The following is an 18,000-nucleotide window of genomic DNA, read 5'->3' as shown; positions in this document are numbered from 1 at the left end:
TTATAGCACTTGTGTTGTATCTGAAAACTTTAAAACAAATAATCCTTGTATGGCTGAGAGGATTTAAAATTCGTATTTAAGACAGATAATAATAGATTAAAGGGTTTTTACAAGGGGCACAACCACTTAAGGTTGCTAACCCCTTGAAAAACCCTTTAAAACTTTTATTCTATGCCGTAACTACTAGAATTTATTGTTTATCCAAAATAAATCTAAATTATCTACATTGTCATTGCGAGGAGTGAAACGACGAAGCAATCTGTTTTTCTGCCTTGTAAGGTTGTTTTTGTCATTGCGAGATTTGCGAAAGCAAATCGTGGCAATCCACTTTCTAAAGCCTAAAAAATAAATATAATTTTTAGCTTTATATAAAAAATTAAAAAACCTTTCATAACAATTTAAATCATATTGTAAGCCTATGGACTGCCACGCAGTGTTCCACTGCTCGCAGTGACAGAGAATTATAAAAGGCAAACCTAAAGGCTTTCTCAGACACTCTCTCGCCCTGCTTCGTGGTGCTCTAGTGTAGAAAAAGAGTTGCAGGAGTGCAACTCCTACACGGAAGCTAGAAGCAGATACAGGCGAGGCTCTCCCCTGATAGCCAAAAAGGGAGCTTTTTGTGCTTGGGGGAGTGAGGAGGGGGAGAGGCGTTTTTGTGAAAAAGGAAAGGAAGTTCCTTTTTGGACTGCTTCGGCTTATAAGTAAGCCTCGCAATGACAGGTTGGTGAGGCATAAACTTTGCAATGACATGTGGGGCATAAATTTTGTAAGAATGGGTGGAGTGATGAAACTTTATAAAAAGTATTTTAGGAGTGGCTTCTTAAAAAGCTTGTTAGGGCTTATTTATACAAAAATCCATTTATTTAAAGGAGTAAAATTTATAGAGTATAGAATCTCTCTTAATTTATAGTTTTATGAATTTTTTGGTTTTTGTTTTCATTTGAAAGTTTTTGTAATTAAAACTTTCTATTAGAAAAAAAATGCTAAAATCAGCCCTTTAAATCTAAAATTTAAAGGGGAATATCTCTTATGGAAAATATCGGTAACACACTAACACAGCTTTTACCTTTGGTGGTTTTGATTGCAATTTTTTATTTTCTAATCATACGCCCACAGCAAAAACAAGCAAAAAATCATCGCGATATGATTGCTTCTTTAGATAAAGGGGATAAAGTAGTAACAAGCGGGGGATTTATTGTAGAAGTTGTCAAAAAAGAAGAAGACTATTTTATGGTAAGATTAAATGATGATACGATAGTAAAATTAGCTAAAGATTATGTTGCTAAAAAGGTAGAAAAATAAAAAAATGAAAAAGCCATTCAATACAAAGTTGCTTTTTTTTATCATAGCAACATTATTTGGGGTAATTCTTTCTGTTCCTTCTATTTTTCAAACTCAAGGTCCTAAAATCACTTTGGGTTTGGATTTACAAGGTGGGTTAAATTTACTTTTAGGGGTAAAGACAGAAGAAGCCATAAAGACGCGTTATTCTACACTTGCTTCAGAAATTAATTATTATGCTTTGGATAATCAAATTTTGATTGATGGATTAAGTGCTAATGGCGAGGGCATTACATTTGAGCTTTTGGATTCTAATGAAAAGAGTAAAATAGAAGCATTTTTCTCTAAAATGTCAGAACTAAATATTAAAGAAAATAATCTTGTTTATCAGATTACCTTAAAAGAAGAAGAAATTTTAAATGTGGAGCGTTTTGCGATTGATCAAGCGATTGGTAATATTAGAAATAGGCTTGATCAGTTTGGACTTTCAGAGCCTAGCGTAACTAAGCAAGGAGTGGATGCTATTTTGGTTCAGCTACCGGGGATTAAAACACAAGAGCAAGAGCAAAGGGCTTTGGATTTGATCTCTAAGGGCGGACATTTGCAAATGATGGCAGTAGATGAAGCTAGAAATGCGAGAGTTTCTAGCATGAGCGAAGAAGAGGCAAAAAGATTGGGAGATGTGATTTTGCCTTTAGTGAATTCAGAAAGCCAAAAAGTGCGTGATGCAATCACAACTCTTAAAGATGAAATTGAAGCTTTACGCCAAAAAGAGAAATTAAGCCCACAAGAGCAAAATACGCTCACTCAAAAAGAATTAGAACTCAATCAAAAAGAAGAGCAGTATATTAAAGTGAGGGCTTTACCTAATCAAGAGATTTTATTAAAAGCTATTCCTATTTTAGATGGTGCTATGCTAACAGATGCTAAAGTAGCTTATGATCAAAATGGACAGCCTGTAATTAATTTCACGCTTAATTCTCAAGGAGCGAAGATTTTTGGAGATTTCTCAGGAAAAAATATCGGGAATCGTATGGCGGTTGTGCTAGATGGTAAAGTATATTCTGCTCCTGTGATTAGAGAAAGAATTGGCGGGGGTAGCGGACAAATTAGCGGTGGTTTTAGCGTGCAAGAAGCGAGTGATATTGCTATTGCACTAAGAAGTGGTGCGCTTCCTGCTCCTATTACACTATTAGAAAAGCGTAGTGTGGGACCAAGCTTAGGTGCAGATAGTATTCAAGCTTCTATGATAGCTTTAGTAAGCGGTGCTGTGCTTGTAGTTGTTTTTATGGTGTTTTATTATGGTATTGCAGGGGTGATTGCCAATATTGCTATGGTGGTGAATATTTTTCTAGTTATCGCTGTGATGGCGCTTTTTGGTGCTACGCTTACACTTCCGGGTATGGCAGGAATTATCCTAACTGTGGGTATGGCAGTAGATGCTAATGTGATTATTAATGAACGCATTAGAGAGGGCTTTAGGTCTAAAGAAGGTTTTATAAAAGCTATGGAAAATGGTTATGCTAATGCTTCAAGAGCTATTTTTGATTCTAATCTTACTACCTTGATTGCTGCTGTTTTGCTTTATGCGTTTGGAACGGGGGCGATTAAAGGATTTGCGATTACTATGGGTATAGGGATTTTAGCCTCTATTATTACGGCTATTGTTGGAACACATGGTATTTTTAGGCTTTTACAAGATAGAATTGTAAAATCAAAAAATTATGCACTTTGGTTTGGCTATAAAGAAGGAAAGAAATAATGGAATTTTTTAAACATAATAAAATTTATGATTTTATGAAAATTGCAAATTATGGTATTATAGTTTCTGCAATTTTATTTGTCGCCTCTTTAGTGCTTTTTTTTAAACCCGGTTTTACTTATGGGATTGATTTTGCAGGGGGGAGTATTTTACAACTACAATATACAAAAGCTGCTCCTATTGCAGAGATTAGAGAGAGGCTAAACTCTGTGCCTGAGTTTGAAGGAGCTCAAGTAAGTGAGTTTGGCTCTAAAGAGGAAGTATTAATCAAGCTTTCAACGGCTACAAGCTCCGTGCAAAATGGAATGAGAGAAAAAATAGAAGAACTTTTAGCACCCACAGGAGAATTTCAAATAAGACGCGATGATGTCGTAGGGCCAAAAGTAGGGAATGAACTAAAAGAAAAAGGTATGATGGCATTAGCTCTAGCACTTTTAGCGATTTTAGCCTATGTGGGTTATCGTTATGAATGGAGATTTGCTATTGCTAGTGTGCTAGCTTTAGTGCATGATGTGGTGATTGCAGCAGGTGCGATTATTCTTTTTGATATTGATTTGAATTTAGAGGTTGTTGCAGCACTTTTAACGCTTATTGGTTATTCTATTAACGATACAATTATTGTTTTTGATAGAATAAGAGAAACTATCCACACAAGGACAAATCAAAGTTTGAAATTTATTATCAATGAAGCACTTTCAGCCACTCTTTCAAGAACAATTTTAACTTCAGTTACCGTGTTTTTTGTGGTTTTAACACTTTATTTATTTGGGGGTGAGATTATTGTAGGTTTTAGCTTGCCTATGCTTGTGGGTTCTATTGTAGGAAGTTATAGTTCTATTTTTATTGCAAGCAAGCTTGTGATGTTTTTTGGATTTGATATTAAAAAATATAATGAGAAAATACAAATAGCGGAAAAAAAGAAGCTTGAAAAGAAAAAACTAAGAGAAATGTATGAAAAAGGTAGAGTGTAAGGAGTAAAAATGGACTGGGGAAAGGTTATTTTTATATTTTTTATTTTGATGAGTCTTACTTCAACTTTAGGATTCTTGTATGAACAAAATATTGTAATGCTTTTTATAGCAGGTGGAGTGAATATCATCTCAACCCTTTTGAAATTGGGTGTAAGAAGCTATATGTCAGCAGAGCTTATGGCAAGTTCTCTTGTGGCTGATTTACATTTAATACCTGCATTTATTTATATGCAAGTTTTTAATAATGCAGGAATTGCCGTGGCGCTTGCTATTGGGGCATTAGCAGCAAATGTTGTGTCTATTTTGTTTGTTGCGATTGAAAGTATTAAAAGTTATAATGAATACCGCTAGTTAAAGGAAAAAAATGGAATATAATGCTAAAGAGATTGAAAAAAAATGGCAAAATATTTGGGAAGAAAGTGGAGAATATGAGCCTAAAGCTGATAAGAGTAAGCCTAAAAAATATATTTTAAGTATGTTTCCTTATCCTAGTGGAAATATCCATATGGGACATGTGAGAAATTATTGCATTAGCGATGCGATTGCTAGAAGATTCCGCAAAGATGGTTTTAATGTGTTGCATCCTATCGGCTGGGACGCTTTTGGAATGCCCGCAGAAAATGCAGCCATAAAGCATAAAACCCACCCAAAAGTTTGGACTTATGCAAATATTGAGAATATGAGAAAAGAGTTATATTCTTTGGGATTTTCTTTTTCTCGCACAAGAGAGCTTGCAACTTGTGATGAAGAATACTCTAAATGGGAGCAGTCTTTATTTGTGGATATGTGGAATAAAGGGTTAATTTATCGCAAAAAAGGATATTTAAATTGGTGTCCTAATGATAAGACGGTTTTGGCAAATGAGCAAGTGGTTGAGGGGAAATGTTGGCGTTGTGATACACCTGTGGTGCAAAAAGAAATGTATCAATATTATGTAAAAATTACAGATTATGCACAAGAGTTATTGGAGGATTTGGAAAAGCTAGAAGGTAAATGGCCTAATCAAGTTTTAACCATGCAAAGAAACTGGATAGGCAAATCACAAGGTTTGCAATTTGCCTTTGAGCTAGAAAAGCCTTTAGAAACCAAAGAAGGAAAAATAGAAACTTTAGAGGTTTTTACTACAAGAGCAGATACAATTTTTGGTGTGAGTTATTGTGCTTTAGCTCCAGAACATCCTTTAATTAAAGCTTTAATGGCTGCAAATAAAATAGATGAGGCTTTAAAAGAAAAAATAGTTAAAATGCAGAATACTCCTGAAAAAGAAAGAGCACAACAAGATAAAGAGGGTTTTAGCTTAAACTTAAATGCAATCCATCCTCTTAGTAAAGAAAAAATACCCTTATGGGTTGCAAACTTTGTTTTAATGGGTTATGGAAGTGGAGCGGTGATGAGTGTCCCAGCGCATGATGAGAGGGATTATGATTTTGCTTGCAAGTATAATCTGCCTATAAAGCCGGTAATAGAGAGCAATGGAGAAGCTTTGCCCTATTCACAAGAGGGGATTTTAATCAATTCTTTTGAATATAATGGGATGCAATCTAATGTTGCAAAGCAAAAAATTATAGAATATTTTGAAAAAAATGCTTTAGGAAAGGCGGTTACAAATTATAAGCTTAGAGATTGGGGGATTTCAAGACAGCGTTATTGGGGAACTCCTATTCCTTTAATCCATTGTCAAGATTGCGGAATCTTGCCAGAGGCTAAAGAGAATTTGCCTATTAGATTGCCTTTAGATGTTGTGATTGATGGAGAGGGGAATCCACTTGATAAACACCCAAGCTTTAAGCAATGCAAGTGCCCAAAATGTGGCAAAGACGCTATAAGAGAAAGTGATACACTGGATACTTTTATGGAATCTAGTTGGTATTTTTTGCGTTATACTACTCCTCCCCATTTAAGAGAAAATGAGATTTTTAACAAAGAAGATCAAGAGTATTGGATGGATGTAGATGAGTATATTGGTGGGATTGAACATGCTATTTTGCATTTACTCTATTCACGCTTTTTTACAAAGGTTTTAAGAGATCTTGGTTATACTAAAAGTAGTGAGCCTTTTTCACATCTTTTGACACAAGGAATGGTTACCAAAGAGGGTGCTAAGATGTCAAAATCTAAAGGCAATGTAGTAGAACCCAAAGAGATTATAGAAAAATTTGGAGCAGATACTGCAAGATTGTTTATCCTCTTTGCAGCTCCACCAGTAAGGGAGCTAGAATGGAATGATTCAGCATTAGAGGGTTCTTATCGCTTCATTAAAAGATTATGTGCTAAAGTTGAAAAGATTGTAAAAACTGAAGAATTGCCTAAAGTGGATACTTCTAATCTTAGCAAAAAAGAGAAGTTAGCAAGAAAAAAGGTTTATGAGGCATTAAAAAAATCTAATGAAACTTTTTCATACGAGGGGGGTTATAGTTTTAATACTATGATTGCAGCTTGTATGGAAGCTCTAAATGCACTAAGTGATCAAGATAATCAACAAATATGGAGTGAGGGTTATTTTATTCTACTCAATATTTTAGAGCCTATCATTCCTCATATTTGTTGGGAATTAAGCAAAGAGTATTTTAATCTTAAGAATTTTATTCAAGTAAAAATAGATGAGGAAAGCTTAAAAGAAGAAGAGATTAAAATCGCACTTACAATTAATGGCAAGCTAAGGGGTGAAATCAATGTTGCTCCTAATTCTCCTAATGAATTTATTTTAGAGCTTGCAAAGAGGCAATTAACAAAATGGCTTGAGGGCAAAGAGATTATAAAAGAAATTGTTGTGCCTAATAAGCTTGTAAATTTGGTTGTAAAATGATAGTGCGTCTTTTACTTTTAACTTTTTTGTTGGTGGGTTGTGGGTATAAGCCTATTTCCCATTATACTAAAGAAGCTTTAGGAGAGAGAATCTTTATAGAATTAAAAGTAGATGCTAGAGATCCTCAAAATAGCGTAGAGTTAAAAGATGCGCTATCGCGTGCGATTTTTTCTCAATTTCAATCTAAAATCACAGATAAGGAAAGTGCAGATTCTATTATCAAAGTGAAATTGGATTCTGTTTCGTTTAGTGCTTTAGCAGAAAATACTACGGGATTTGCTACTTCTTATCGTTGTAGTGTTGTAGTGGAGTTTGAGTATTTTAATAAACTCACTCAAAAAACAAGAACATTTTTAAAGAAAGGCTATTATAACTTTTATTTAAATGATAGTTCAGTAATCACAGATTCAGCAAGGCTTGATGCGATTAATAAAGCGCTTTTACAAGCGATTGATGGTTTTATTTCTCAAGTGGGGGTTGATACACAATAATGCTATCTAGCAAAATTGCACGGGAAGCCTTAAAAGATCTAATAAAAGAGGGGAGAGATCCTACTCCTGAAGCTTATGCAGATGCTTATTATAAAGTTTCTTTGCGTCTTGGCGTTTGTGTAAGCGAAGAGTGTTTTTATGATACTAAAAAGCTTTTTTCGCTTTTAGATAAAGATATTCAAGAAAGCTTACAAGGCAAAAACTACAAAACTCAAAACGAACTCACACTCTCTTTAATTCAAATGGTAAATCATCAGCAATTTTATTACAAAGCATTTTTAACCCAAAAAGAAATTATGCGTTATTGTTTGCGTCTTTTATCCACTCATTCTAATAAATCTATTAAAACTTTGGCACAAGAGCAACTATTAGAATGGGATAAACTCAATCAAAGTCTTGCATTAAAATGGAAAGAAAATTGGGGGGATTTAATTAGGAAACTTAACAAAGGAGAAAACAATAAAAACGAAGAGTTAGAGGATAATGAAGAAAAGTTTTTAGAAGTTTTTTTACAAATGGAGGGGAATGCAGAGTTTAAAGAGTGGCAAAAAGACTTTGAAAAACTTTTAAAAGAAAAAGAAACTAAAAAAGAAGAATTAAAAAATCAATTATTAAAATTAGAAAGATTTTTTACCCTTAAAAAACAAGAGCAAGATTTAATTCAAGCTAAGAGTGCAAATGAAGAAATTCAAGATTATAGATTTAAAGAGTTACAATCTTTGCCTATTGATTTAAGCACCTCATTGATAAATAAGGAAGGAATGGAGAGTGTTTTGTGCTTTGCTGAAAATGCTTATTGTCAAAATGGAGTGCATTATTGTGTGATTAGTTTTGGGATTGCAAATTGCGAGAAATTACTAGAAATATACAAAGAAGAAGCTACTAGGCGTGTTGTTGCTACTCTTGGAAGATTGTTAAAGCAATATTCTAACGATAAAGATTTAATTGCTTATTATGGAAAATGCGAATTTTTAGCTTGTCTTTTAAATAGGGACAAAGAAGAAGCGATAGCTTTTATTAGGCAATTAGATGAAGCGGTTAAAAAAAGTATTTTTATGTTTCAAGAGAGTAGAATCCCCATTTCTTTGTGTGCGCAAGTTTCTTTTAGAGAAGATGAAAAAAGTTTAGAAACAATGCTAGAAAAGTCGCAAAATTTATTGCAAGCACATAAGAAAGAAGCAGGAATTTTTTAGATGGAATTAGAGAAATTTTTGAAAAAAAAAGGGCTAGAATATGCTCCTTTTGATAAAACAAGAGCGAGTCGTATTTATAAACAATTAGCTTTAAAGACGGATTTTAAAGCTATTCATATCCTAGGCACAAATGGTAAAGGAAGCACGGGGAGATTTTTAGCTCTTATGTTAAAAGAGCTTGGATATAAAGTAGGGCATTTTACTTCTCCGCACCTTTTGGAGCTTGGGGAGAGATTTTGGCTTAATGGCAAAAATGCTTCAAAAGAATCTTTGCAAGAGGCTTTTAATGCTCTTTATACGCCGATTTTGGAAGAGGCTAGTTATTTTGAGGTTTTGACATTTTTAGCGATGGTGTATTTTAAAGATTGTGATTATTTGGTTCTAGAAGCGGGGCTTGGGGGGGAATTTGATTCCACAAGTGCTTGTGTAACGCCTATTTTAAGCCTTTTTACTTCCATTGGGAAAGATCATGAGGAGTTTTTGGGGGAAAGTATAGAGGAAATTGCAAGCACAAAGCTAAGAGCAATGGGAAAAGAAGCGATTTTGGGTATCCAAAATGATAAAGCAATAGAGTCCATTGCCAAAGAGATTGCAAAGCAAAAGGGTGCAAATTTAGAAATACTCGTGAGAGAAAAAATAGAAAAAAGTGTATTAGAATACATAAAATCTAAGCACTATCCACCCTATCAAGCAGAAAATTTAAGCCTTGCATTTTGTGCTTTAAAAAAATTAGGCAAAGACTTTGCATTGGAGAAATTGCCTCCATTAGATTTACAAGGTAGAATGCAAAAAATAGCACCTAATATTTATTTAGATGTGTTGCATAATCCTTTAGGTGCAAAAAAAAGCCTAGAATATTTCAGTAAAGAAAAATTAATTATAGTTTATAATTCTTATTTAGATAAAAAACCTAAAGAAATTTTAGGTATCTTAAAACCTATCATTAAACGCGTAGAGATTTTAGAGGTTTTTAATTCTCGCATTATAGACAAAAGAGAATTGGAAGATATTTTACAAGAGCTTAATATTCCTTATGAATATTTTAGAGAGATAAAAGAGGGAGAAAAATATCTTGTTTGTGGTTCTTTTAGCGTTGTGGGAGAGTTTTTAAAAAGGTATAAGGCTTGAAAAATAGATTTGTTATCACCATTACAGATATTAATGGTTCTAAGCAGTATAATATCCATCAATATATGAAGCAAATCGTGCTTTATGGAATATTACTTGTTGTTGTAGTTGTTTTTTTTAGTGTTATTTCTATTCAACTGCTTTTAAAAGAGGTGGAGCAAATTGAAAATAAGCGTGATTTAATGCAACAAGAATATGCAAAAATCAATCAAATTAATGAAAAATTACAAGCCTTAATTGATGAAAAGACAGAAGAGCTTGTTAAGGTTTCTGATAGAATTGAGGATTTAGAAGGCATTGTAGGTTTAGGAGAGCAAACGATTGAAAAGCCTGATTTAAGCCTTATGGAAAGAGTGGATTTAGCAAGTATCACAGGAGCGCAAAAGACTTTTGTTATGCAATTAATTCCTAATGGAAAGCCTTTTAGGGGAGAATATAGGACAACCGCAAGCTGGGGCACTAGGGTGCATCCTATTTTGCGTCGCACACATTCTCATACGGGCATGGATTTTGGTATGCCAGTTGGGACGCCTATTTATGCACCTGCAGATGGTGTAGCAGATTTTACAGGAAATGGATATAATGGTGGCTATGGAATTATGGTAAAATTAGAACATTCCTTTGGGTTTAAAACATTTTATGCGCATTTGAGTAAAATTATAGTGCAAAAAGGAGAATTTGTAAGACGCGGACAGCTTATTGCATATTCAGGAAATTCAGGGCGAAGCACAGGGCCCCATTTGCATTATGAAGTGCGTTATTTAAATAGAGATTTAAATCCCAAGCCTTTCGTAGAATGGACAATGAGGGATTATACTAAAATTTTTGAACAGGAGACGAGTATAAAATGGCAATCTTTACTAACAATGATAAACAGACTAGCGGAAATTCAGGGAACACAAGTATTATCTCGCAGGGAACAAAAATAAAAGGCGATATTATTAGTGAATGCTCTTTGCATATTGATGGTGCGTTTGAGGGGAATATTATTGCAAAAAATAGTGTAACTATTGGTAAAAATGGCAGTGTAAAGGGAAGCATTAATGCAGAGCATTTAATGGTAAGTGGGAAGCTTATGGGGAATTGTGATTGTAATATGGTAGAGATTTTACCACAAGGGCGTATTGATGGGGAAGTGGCTGCAAGAGAGATTATTATTGAAAAAACAGCAGAATTTGTAGGGCAAAGTATCGTGCATAAGGATAGACAACATCAAGATGCTTTCTCTAAGGACAAGAAAGCTTTATCGAATACAGCTAATACAACTAGCACAGAAGCTAAGAGCTAATAGGGTAAAATCACAAAGACAATGCAGGCTAGTTTTTATGAATTTTTAAAAACAAGAGAGAAAGAACTCCTTGCAAATAAAGAGGGTTTTATCGTTTTAACCCAAGATAAAGCACAAGCACAGATTCTTGGCGATGTGGCGATGTATTTTGGTTATGAAGTTTTTATTATGCCAGATTTTAGGGCAATTTTTGGTGATGATTTAAGGAGCTACCAAGAAGATCTTAAAGAGCTTTTGGGTGAACTTTTAAGATTTTATAGCACAAAAAATTCTAAAAAAATACTTCTTTCTCCTTTGCAAACATTGCTTCATAAACTGCCCAAAAGAGAGAGGCTAGAGGGTATAAGGTTAGAATATGGGCAGACTATCTTTTTAGAGGAACTAAAAGAAAAGTTACTCTATTTTGGTTATGAATTTGTGGATTTAGTAGAGGTTGGGGGAGAAGTTTCTTTTAGGGGGGATATTATTGATATTTTCTTGCCACATTGTGAAGAGCCTTATAGAATCTCACTTTTTGGAGATGAAATTGAAAGTATTAGGAGATTTGATAGGGAAACTCAACTAAGCAAAAAAGAAGAAATAGAGTTTTTAGAGATTGCTCCTGCTCTTTTTAATCTTTCGCCTAAGGAATATCAAGAAATCTTAGAAAAAATACAAGAAAACCATGAAGAACTAAATGGGAGTAGTTTAAATCTTAATGCTTATGGGTTTTGGTATTTAAAAGATAGTGTTTTTTTACCAAAGCTTTATAAGAGTTTTTTAGCTCCTAAAGTAAGCGAGGAAATAAGAGAGCTTTTAGAATTTAAAGAGATAGATAATACAATTTTGCAGTCTTGTTTAGAGTTAGAAGAGATTAGAGAAGCTAAAGTTTATGAAGATTTTGAGATTTCTTTTAAAAATATTTTAAGCTTTTTGGAATTTCATAAAAACAAAAAAATCACTCTTATTTCAAAAACAGAAGCGCAGATTAGGCAAGCGGGTATTTCTTTAACAGAGCATAAAGAATATGAAGTTTTATTGGATAAAGAATATGCTATTTTTGTTCTTGGTAAAGATGAATTAATTCTTTCTTTAAATTCTAAAACAAAACAAAGCAAAAAAAGAAATACTAAGATTTTGCTAGATGAATTGCAAGTGGGCGATTATGTGGTGCATATAGATTATGGGGTGGCACTTTTTAGTGGAATCATTCAAGCAAATATTTTTGGGGCTACAAGAGATTTCATTGAGCTAAAATATTTAGGCGAAGATAAATTGCTTTTGCCAGTTGAAAATTTAGATAGGATTGATAGATATATCGCAGAGGGTGGGATACCTCTGCTAGATAGATTAGGCAAAGGCTCTTTTGCAAAACTAAAAGAAAAGGTTAAAGAAAAGCTATTTATTATTGCAAATGAGATTGTGGCGATGGCGGCAAAAAGGGAATTGTTAGATGGGGTTAAAATCAATGTAGAAAAAGAAGAAATTGCTATTTTTCAAGCCCAAAGTGGATTTTCTTATACACAAGATCAAGAGATGAGTATCAAAGAAATATTTAAGGATATTTCTTGTGGTAGGGTTATGGATAGATTGCTTAGTGGAGATGTGGGGTTTGGTAAAACTGAAGTCGCTATGAATGCACTCTTTGCTACTTATTTAAGCGGTTTTCAGGGGGCTTTGATTGCTCCTACTACACTTTTAGCCTACCAGCATTACAATACATTAAAGGAGCGTTTAGAATCTTTTGGAGTAAAAACAGCTAGGCTAGATCGCTACATCACTACAAAAGAGAAAAAGGCGATTTTAGAAGGCTTAAAGAATGGAAATATTGATGTGGTGGTAGGCACACATGCGATTTTTAATGTGGAATTTTGCAAACTAGCCCTTATTGTTGTAGATGAGGAACATAAATTTGGCGTAAAGCAAAAAGAAAAAATTAAAGAGCTTAGTCAAAATATCCACCTGCTTTCAATGTCGGCTACCCCTATTCCTAGAACGCTTAATATGGCACTTTCGCACATTAAAGGAATGAGTGAGTTAAAAACACCTCCAAAAGAGCGACTTCCTGTTAGAACTTTTGTAAAAGTTGCAAATGAAGCATTAATTAAAGAAGTGATTTTAAGAGAGCTTAGACGCGGGGGACAGATTTTTTATATCCACAATAACATTTCTTCAATGGAGCGTAAAAAAGAAGAGCTTTTGGAGATTTTGCCTACTTTGAAAATTGCTATTTTGCATTCTAAGATTCAAGCACAAATGAGTGAAGATATTTTATTAGAATTTGCAAAAGGGAATTTTAATCTTTTGCTTTGCACTTCTATTGTGGAATCTGGGATTCACCTTCCTAATGCAAATACAATTTTAGTGGATAGAAGCGATTGTTTTGGAATGGCGGATTTACATCAGTTAAGGGGTAGAGTAGGTAGAGGCTCTAAAGAGGGCTTTTGCTATTTTCTTATAGAGGATAAAGAGGAGATTACACAAGAGGCTACTAAACGCTTATTTGCTTTAGAAAAAAATTCGTATTTAGGAAGTGGAGGGGCATTAGCCTATCATGATTTAGAAATAAGAGGTGGGGGGAATTTACTTGGAGAGGCACAAAGCGGACATATTAAAAATGTGGGCTATTCTCTTTATCTTAGAATGCTTGAAGAAGCAATTTATAAGCTTAGTGGAAATTTAAAAGAAGAACAAAAAAATGTAGATGTGAAGCTGAGCGTTACAGCTTTTTTAAGTCCGGAGCTTATTGCATCTGAACGCTTAAGATTAGAGCTATATAGAAGACTTTCTCGCACAAGCACAATCAATGAAGTCTATGCATTAGAGCGTGAAATTGAAGAGCGTTTTGGGAGATTGGATATCTATACAAAACAATTTTTAGAGCTTATTTGCATAAAAATTAGAGCCAAAGAGGCTAAAATTACAAGTATTAGCAATTATGGGCAAAATATTTCTTTTGTAGATGAGAACGACAAAAGAAGCGTGATAAATGCAGTTAGCAAAGATGAAGAAAATATTTTAAAAGCTGTGAATAATGAGCTAGAAAGACTTAAAGGAGTTTAATGCGTTTTGGATTTATCGGAGATATTGTAGGGAGGATTGGTAGAGAGCTTGTAAGAGATTTTTTGCCTCAAATTAAGAGTGAATATGGGCTAGATTGTGTGATTGCTAATGGGGAAAATGCCTCGCATGGTTTTGGATTGGGAGTAAATGCGGCAAATGAGCTTAGAAGCTATGGGGTGGATATTTTTACAAGCGGGAATCATATTTGGGATAAAAAGGATATTTATCCTTTTTTGGAAAAAGAAGAAAGTGCTATTTTGCGTCCGCATAATTATCCTAAAGATGTGATGGGTAGCGGGATTTATAAAGGAGAGATTAGGGGAGAGAGGTTTGCGGTTTTGAATTTAATGGGATATTTTGGTATGCCTCAATGTGAAAATGCTTTTATCTGTGCTAAAGAGAGTGTAGAAAAGCTTAGAAATGAGGGGATTAGAAATATTTTAATAGATTTTCACGCAGAGGCTACAAGCGAGAAAAGGGCAATGCTAATGATGCTAAAGGGGGAAGTATCGGCTATTTTTGGCACACATACGCATGTTGGTACAGATGATTTGGAGATTTTTAGTGGAACTTTTGGCGTGAGTGATGTGGGAATGAGTGGTGCTAGAGAAAGTGTGATAGGGATGGAGGCTAAAGAGCCTATTGAAAAGTTTTTAAAAGGAGTGGGTGGGAGATTTAATGTCCCTGAAAAAAAGGGGATTCCAAGTATTTTGCAAATGATTGTCGTAGAGCTAGAAAATGGAAAATGCAAAGAAGCCTATAAGATAAAAGTGGTAGATAGAGGAGAGGTTAAAATCACATTAAGAGCTTATTAGGGATTGTGATAAATATTTTATAATAAAACTAAAACATAATTTATTTTGTAAGGTTGTTTTAAAAAGCAAGTGTTATAATTGCAATGCTTTAAGCTTGTTTTTATTGTCTTTTGAAGATGTAAAAAGGAGCTAATACGGAATTAATAATAATTTTTATAATTTCACTAATAGCCCTAATACTAGCTCTCAAGAACTAGTATTAATAAAGTCTTTAATTTAGTACAATGAGATTCTAGTTAAACCCTGCTTAACTTAGACTTAAAGCGGTATTCTATAAAGAATACATAAAAATTTATCTTTAAAAGGCAAAGCAGGTTAGGATCTTCCTTTTTGCCTTTTAAGGATAAACTTCTGTTCATCATTGCAAACAAAACAAAATGCGGTGCAAGTATTGCTTGCAATGATAAAAAAGGAATGTAAAAATTGTAATGATAGAGAGAAGATTTAAGTATTGCAATGCTAAAGGAGAGGAAGGGCGAAAAATCACAATAATATAAGAGCAAAGATGTAAAACTTGCAATAAAAGGGAAATGTGAGGGATTTACTATAAAAGCAAAGCAATGATTGAATTAAATCATTCTTATAAAAGCTTCTACGCCCTCTAAGGGTTTAAGGGAGTTGTGGGCGATAATGAGCTTGTTTTTAGGGATTAAAGAGAGAAGATTTTTTTGTGTGTTTATATTTAAAATCTCTGCTTTTGCAAAAATAGCCTTAGTAATATCGCTAGAATTTTCTACATGAAAAATACAATCTAATCCTAGCTTAAAAGCATAATCACTAAGCTCTTTTAATTCTTTTTGAGAAAGAAAAGAGGGGTTTAAGCAAATGCTATCACAGCCATACACAAGTGCTTCTAGGATTTGATAACTATCTAAAATGGGAAAATCATAAATGAGGGGCAAATGGGTGTAGCGACGCAAATAGGTAAGGTTTTCTAAATCTTGCAAATAAAAGCATAAAGCCTTTTCCTCATTAGCTTTTGCGGATTCTAAGAAGTTTTGTGAATCTAAAAAGAAAATATCTTTGCCATTTTTTTCTTTAAGCAAAGCCTGAATAGAGCGGGGTTGGTAAGGTGTGTAGGCTAGGCTCCTGCCAAGCCATTCTTGTGGATAAAATCTCTTTTTTTCTCCTATTTTAGCTTTGATTTTTCCTAAATCCATTAAAAACTAATTTCCTTAATATCTGCAATTTCTAAGAACTCTTTATAGATTCTAGCAATTAAATGTTTTCTGTTGTTTTTAAAGATAACATCGGGCGCATTTACAAGCACTTTATCAAAAAATCTATCCAAAATCGGAGCAAAACCTAATAAAAGTTCTAGTTTCTTTTGGTAGTCTTCTTTGCTTAAATCTTGTGTTTGGTAGCTTTTTAGTGCATTATAGAGCTCTATTTCTTCGCTTGCTGTTAGCTTCTCTTCTATGATTTCTAAGGAGCTTTGTAAATCTACATCTTTTGTAATGTTGCTTAGGCGTTTAAAAGTTTGTGTGAGTGCATTTTTATCTTGGATTTCTAGTGCGGAATTTAGGGCACTTAGCTTTAAAAACACAAGCAATAAATCCCGTTCATTAGAGTTTAGCACCGCCCTAATCAAAGAAGAATTAAAAGGAAGCGTGGATTCAAGGCGTTCTAAGATAAAGTTTTCTAAAAGGTTAATATCAAAATCTTTATAAAGATGTTTGAGCTTCAAGAGAATCACTTTTAAATCAAAATGTAAATTAAAATGCAAAATTATTTTGATGATACCATTTGCAGCACGCCTTAGTGCAAAAGGATCTTTGGAACCGGTTGGGATTTTGTTAATACTAAAGAGCCCTAAGAGATTGTCTAGTTTATAAGAAAGGGCGATAAGTGCGCTAATGAGGTTGCTTGGCATAGCACTTTCTTCAGAGTTTGGTAAATATTGCTCTTTTATGGCGATAGCTACGCGTTCATCAAATCTAGCAGCTTTAGCATAGTAATATCCCATAATCCCTTGTAATTCTGTAAATTCATAAACCATTTCGCTCATTAAATCCGCTTTTGAAAGCAAGGAAGCTTGATCTAAAATCTCTTGAGTTAAGCCAAAATCTTGATAAGTTTCTGTTAGTTTTGCTTTAAAAACTTCGCTTAAGATTTTTACAATCTCTCTTTCTTTTTGGGTTTTATCCCACATAGAGCCAAGCCCTTCAATAAAAGTAACACTTTTTAAGCTTTCAGGATTTAAGCCCTTTTTTAAATCATTGTGATAGAAAAAGAGTGCATCTTCTAATCTAGCGCGTAAAACTTTAGCATTTCCTTGTATGATCTGACTAAAATCTTTGGCTAAAGAGTTTGAAATCACTATAAAGCCATTATGCAAGGATTCTTCTTTGTAAGTTGCAAAATAGCGTTGATTGACTTTCATAGAAGTGATAATACAAGGAGTTGGGATTTCTAAAAATCTTTCTTCAAATTCTCCAAAAAGGGCAGTGGGGTATTCTGTGATTGCTACGATCTCTTCTAGTAATTCTTCATCTAATTCCACTTTTATGTTATTTATCGCTTCAATTTCTTTAATTTCTTTTAGTATTTTTTCTTCTCTTTCTTTTGGATTTAAGATTACACAATTTTCTTGTAAAGTTTTTAGATATTCTTGAAGGCTTTGCACTTCTTTTGGTTCATAGCTTATAGAGCGATGCACAAAAGTGTAAGGCTTAGAATGCACCCCATAAGCATAAATAGGAACTAAATTATCTTCTAAAAGAGCTAAAATAGAGCGAATAGGGCGTATAAAAGCTTCTTTTTCCTCTCCCCAACGCATGGTTTTGCCAAATTCAAGTGATTTTAAAAACTCATAAACAATTTGCCCTAAAAGCTCTGAACTTGGGAGCTTTTTTGCTTCTTTTTTGCAATAAAGCACTTCTTTGCCATCTTTATTTGTAAATGTTGCTTCTTCTTGTGAGATTTCGCATTTTTTAAAAAAGCTTAGAGCGGCATTTGTGGGTGCATTGTCTTTAAAAGCGATGTTTTTAGGAGGGCCAAAAAATTCTAAAGTTTGAGAATCTTGCTCTTTTTTAAAGTTGTTTGAGAGGATTACTAGCCGTCTTGGTGTGTAAAAAAAGCTAAAATCACAATCTAAGCGGTATTGCTTCAAGATTGAGTGGAATTTTGTAGGAATATTTGGTAACTCCTTTAAAAAGGGAATTGCAGGGATTTCTTCAATCCCTATTTCTAATAAAAGCGAAGTTGTCATTATAAAATACCT

General features: G+C 33.8%; 15 protein-coding genes. 13 read left to right on the top strand and 2 right to left on the bottom strand.

The window, feature by feature from the left end; translation table 11 throughout:
* The first annotated feature begins 655 nt into the window (after positions 1–655).
* The 13 genes from EBF09_RS01295 to EBF09_RS01235 all read left to right on the top strand — a co-directional run bounded on the left by EBF09_RS01295 (position 656) and on the right by EBF09_RS01235 (position 14,777).
* Positions 656–910, top strand: a complete 255-nt coding sequence (locus EBF09_RS01295; protein ID WP_157978152.1) for a hypothetical protein — start codon at positions 656–658, stop codon at positions 908–910.
* Between the two features lie 119 nt (positions 911–1,029).
* Positions 1,030–1,302 carry a preprotein translocase subunit YajC gene (gene yajC, locus EBF09_RS01290; protein WP_121763327.1) on the top strand — a complete coding sequence of 91 codons (273 nt, stop codon included), beginning with the start codon at positions 1,030–1,032 and terminating at the stop codon, positions 1,300–1,302.
* A 4-nt stretch (positions 1,303–1,306) separates the two neighbouring features.
* The gene (secD, locus tag EBF09_RS01285) at positions 1,307–3,043 is read left to right on the top strand and encodes a protein translocase subunit SecD (RefSeq protein ID WP_232817612.1); all 1,737 of its coding nucleotides are present in this window, start codon (positions 1,307–1,309) and stop codon (positions 3,041–3,043) included.
* Positions 3,043–4,014 carry a protein translocase subunit SecF gene (gene secF, locus EBF09_RS01280; protein ID WP_121763326.1) on the top strand — a complete coding sequence of 324 codons (972 nt, stop codon included), beginning with the start codon at positions 3,043–3,045 and terminating at the stop codon, positions 4,012–4,014. The genes secD and secF overlap by 1 nt, the downstream gene beginning before the upstream one ends.
* A 9-nt stretch (positions 4,015–4,023) precedes the next feature.
* The gene (locus EBF09_RS01275; protein WP_121763325.1) at positions 4,024–4,365 is read left to right on the top strand and encodes a DUF6394 family protein; all 342 of its coding nucleotides are present in this window, start codon (positions 4,024–4,026) and stop codon (positions 4,363–4,365) included.
* A gap of 13 nt (positions 4,366–4,378) precedes the next feature.
* Positions 4,379–6,820, top strand: coding sequence for a leucine--tRNA ligase (gene leuS / locus EBF09_RS01270; RefSeq protein ID WP_121763324.1), 2,442 nt, complete (start codon positions 4,379–4,381; stop codon positions 6,818–6,820).
* Positions 6,817–7,311: an LPS assembly lipoprotein LptE gene (gene lptE, locus EBF09_RS01265; protein ID WP_121763323.1), complete on the top strand. Its 495-nt coding sequence runs from the start codon at positions 6,817–6,819 to the stop codon at positions 7,309–7,311. Before leuS ends, lptE begins: the two co-directional genes overlap by 4 nt.
* Positions 7,311–8,504, top strand: a complete 1,194-nt coding sequence (locus EBF09_RS01260; RefSeq protein WP_121763322.1) for a GGDEF domain-containing protein — start codon at positions 7,311–7,313, stop codon at positions 8,502–8,504. The genes lptE and EBF09_RS01260 overlap by 1 nt, the downstream gene beginning before the upstream one ends.
* Positions 8,505–9,632, top strand: a complete 1,128-nt coding sequence (locus EBF09_RS01255) for a bifunctional folylpolyglutamate synthase/dihydrofolate synthase (RefSeq protein ID WP_121763321.1) — start codon at positions 8,505–8,507, stop codon at positions 9,630–9,632.
* Positions 9,629–10,561 carry a M23 family metallopeptidase gene (locus tag EBF09_RS01250; RefSeq protein ID WP_121763320.1) on the top strand — a complete coding sequence of 311 codons (933 nt, stop codon included), beginning with the start codon at positions 9,629–9,631 and terminating at the stop codon, positions 10,559–10,561. The genes EBF09_RS01255 and EBF09_RS01250 overlap by 4 nt, the downstream gene beginning before the upstream one ends.
* A complete protein-coding gene (locus EBF09_RS01245; protein WP_121763319.1) occupies positions 10,480–10,920 on the top strand; it encodes a bactofilin family protein in 441 nt (146 codons plus the stop codon). The genes EBF09_RS01250 and EBF09_RS01245 overlap by 82 nt, the downstream gene beginning before the upstream one ends.
* 21 nt (positions 10,921–10,941) lie before the next feature.
* A complete protein-coding gene (gene mfd / locus EBF09_RS01240) occupies positions 10,942–13,962 on the top strand; it encodes a transcription-repair coupling factor (RefSeq protein ID WP_121763318.1) in 3,021 nt (1,006 codons plus the stop codon).
* Entirely contained in the window at positions 13,962–14,777 is an 816-nt protein-coding gene (locus EBF09_RS01235) for a TIGR00282 family metallophosphoesterase (RefSeq protein WP_121763317.1), read from the top strand. Before mfd ends, EBF09_RS01235 begins: the two co-directional genes overlap by 1 nt.
* A 569-nt stretch (positions 14,778–15,346) precedes the next feature.
* Here EBF09_RS01235 and EBF09_RS01230 read toward each other — a convergent pair.
* Positions 15,347–15,937 (bottom strand): beta/alpha barrel domain-containing protein, encoded by a 591-nt coding sequence (locus tag EBF09_RS01230; protein WP_121763316.1) that lies wholly within the window; start codon positions 15,935–15,937, stop codon positions 15,347–15,349.
* Positions 15,937–17,988 carry a glycine--tRNA ligase subunit beta gene (gene glyS, locus EBF09_RS01225; RefSeq protein ID WP_121763315.1) on the bottom strand — a complete coding sequence of 684 codons (2,052 nt, stop codon included), beginning with the start codon at positions 17,986–17,988 and terminating at the stop codon, positions 15,937–15,939. Before glyS ends, EBF09_RS01230 begins: the two co-directional genes overlap by 1 nt.
* Positions 17,989–18,000: the final 12 nt, after the last annotated feature.

The sequence above is a fragment of the Helicobacter burdigaliensis genome (assembly GCF_003670295.1).
Classification (GTDB): domain Bacteria; phylum Campylobacterota; class Campylobacteria; order Campylobacterales; family Helicobacteraceae; genus Helicobacter_D; species Helicobacter_D burdigaliensis.
This window is presented reverse-complemented; position numbering and strand designations above follow the sequence as displayed.

Excerpts from the sequence above, each read along its gene's own strand:
- secF (WP_121763326.1), top strand. The coding sequence starts at position 3,043 with ATGGAATTTTTTAAACATAATAAAATTTATGATTTTATGAAAATTGCA.
- EBF09_RS01235 (WP_121763317.1), top strand. The coding sequence starts at position 13,962 with ATGCGTTTTGGATTTATCGGAGATATTGTAGGGAGGATTGGTAGAGAG.
- yajC (WP_121763327.1), top strand. The coding sequence starts at position 1,030 with ATGGAAAATATCGGTAACACACTAACACAGCTTTTACCTTTGGTGGTT.
- leuS (WP_121763324.1), top strand. The coding sequence starts at position 4,379 with ATGGAATATAATGCTAAAGAGATTGAAAAAAAATGGCAAAATATTTGG.
- mfd (WP_121763318.1), top strand. The coding sequence starts at position 10,942 with ATGCAGGCTAGTTTTTATGAATTTTTAAAAACAAGAGAGAAAGAACTC.
- glyS (WP_121763315.1), bottom strand. The coding sequence starts at position 17,988 with ATGACAACTTCGCTTTTATTAGAAATAGGGATTGAAGAAATCCCTGCA.
- EBF09_RS01230 (WP_121763316.1), bottom strand. The coding sequence starts at position 15,937 with ATGGATTTAGGAAAAATCAAAGCTAAAATAGGAGAAAAAAAGAGATTT.
- lptE (WP_121763323.1), top strand. The coding sequence starts at position 6,817 with ATGATAGTGCGTCTTTTACTTTTAACTTTTTTGTTGGTGGGTTGTGGG.
- secD (WP_232817612.1), top strand. The coding sequence starts at position 1,307 with ATGAAAAAGCCATTCAATACAAAGTTGCTTTTTTTTATCATAGCAACA.
- EBF09_RS01245 (WP_121763319.1), top strand. The coding sequence starts at position 10,480 with ATGGCAATCTTTACTAACAATGATAAACAGACTAGCGGAAATTCAGGG.
- EBF09_RS01255 (WP_121763321.1), top strand. The coding sequence starts at position 8,505 with ATGGAATTAGAGAAATTTTTGAAAAAAAAAGGGCTAGAATATGCTCCT.
- EBF09_RS01260 (WP_121763322.1), top strand. The coding sequence starts at position 7,311 with ATGCTATCTAGCAAAATTGCACGGGAAGCCTTAAAAGATCTAATAAAA.
- EBF09_RS01275 (WP_121763325.1), top strand. The coding sequence starts at position 4,024 with ATGGACTGGGGAAAGGTTATTTTTATATTTTTTATTTTGATGAGTCTT.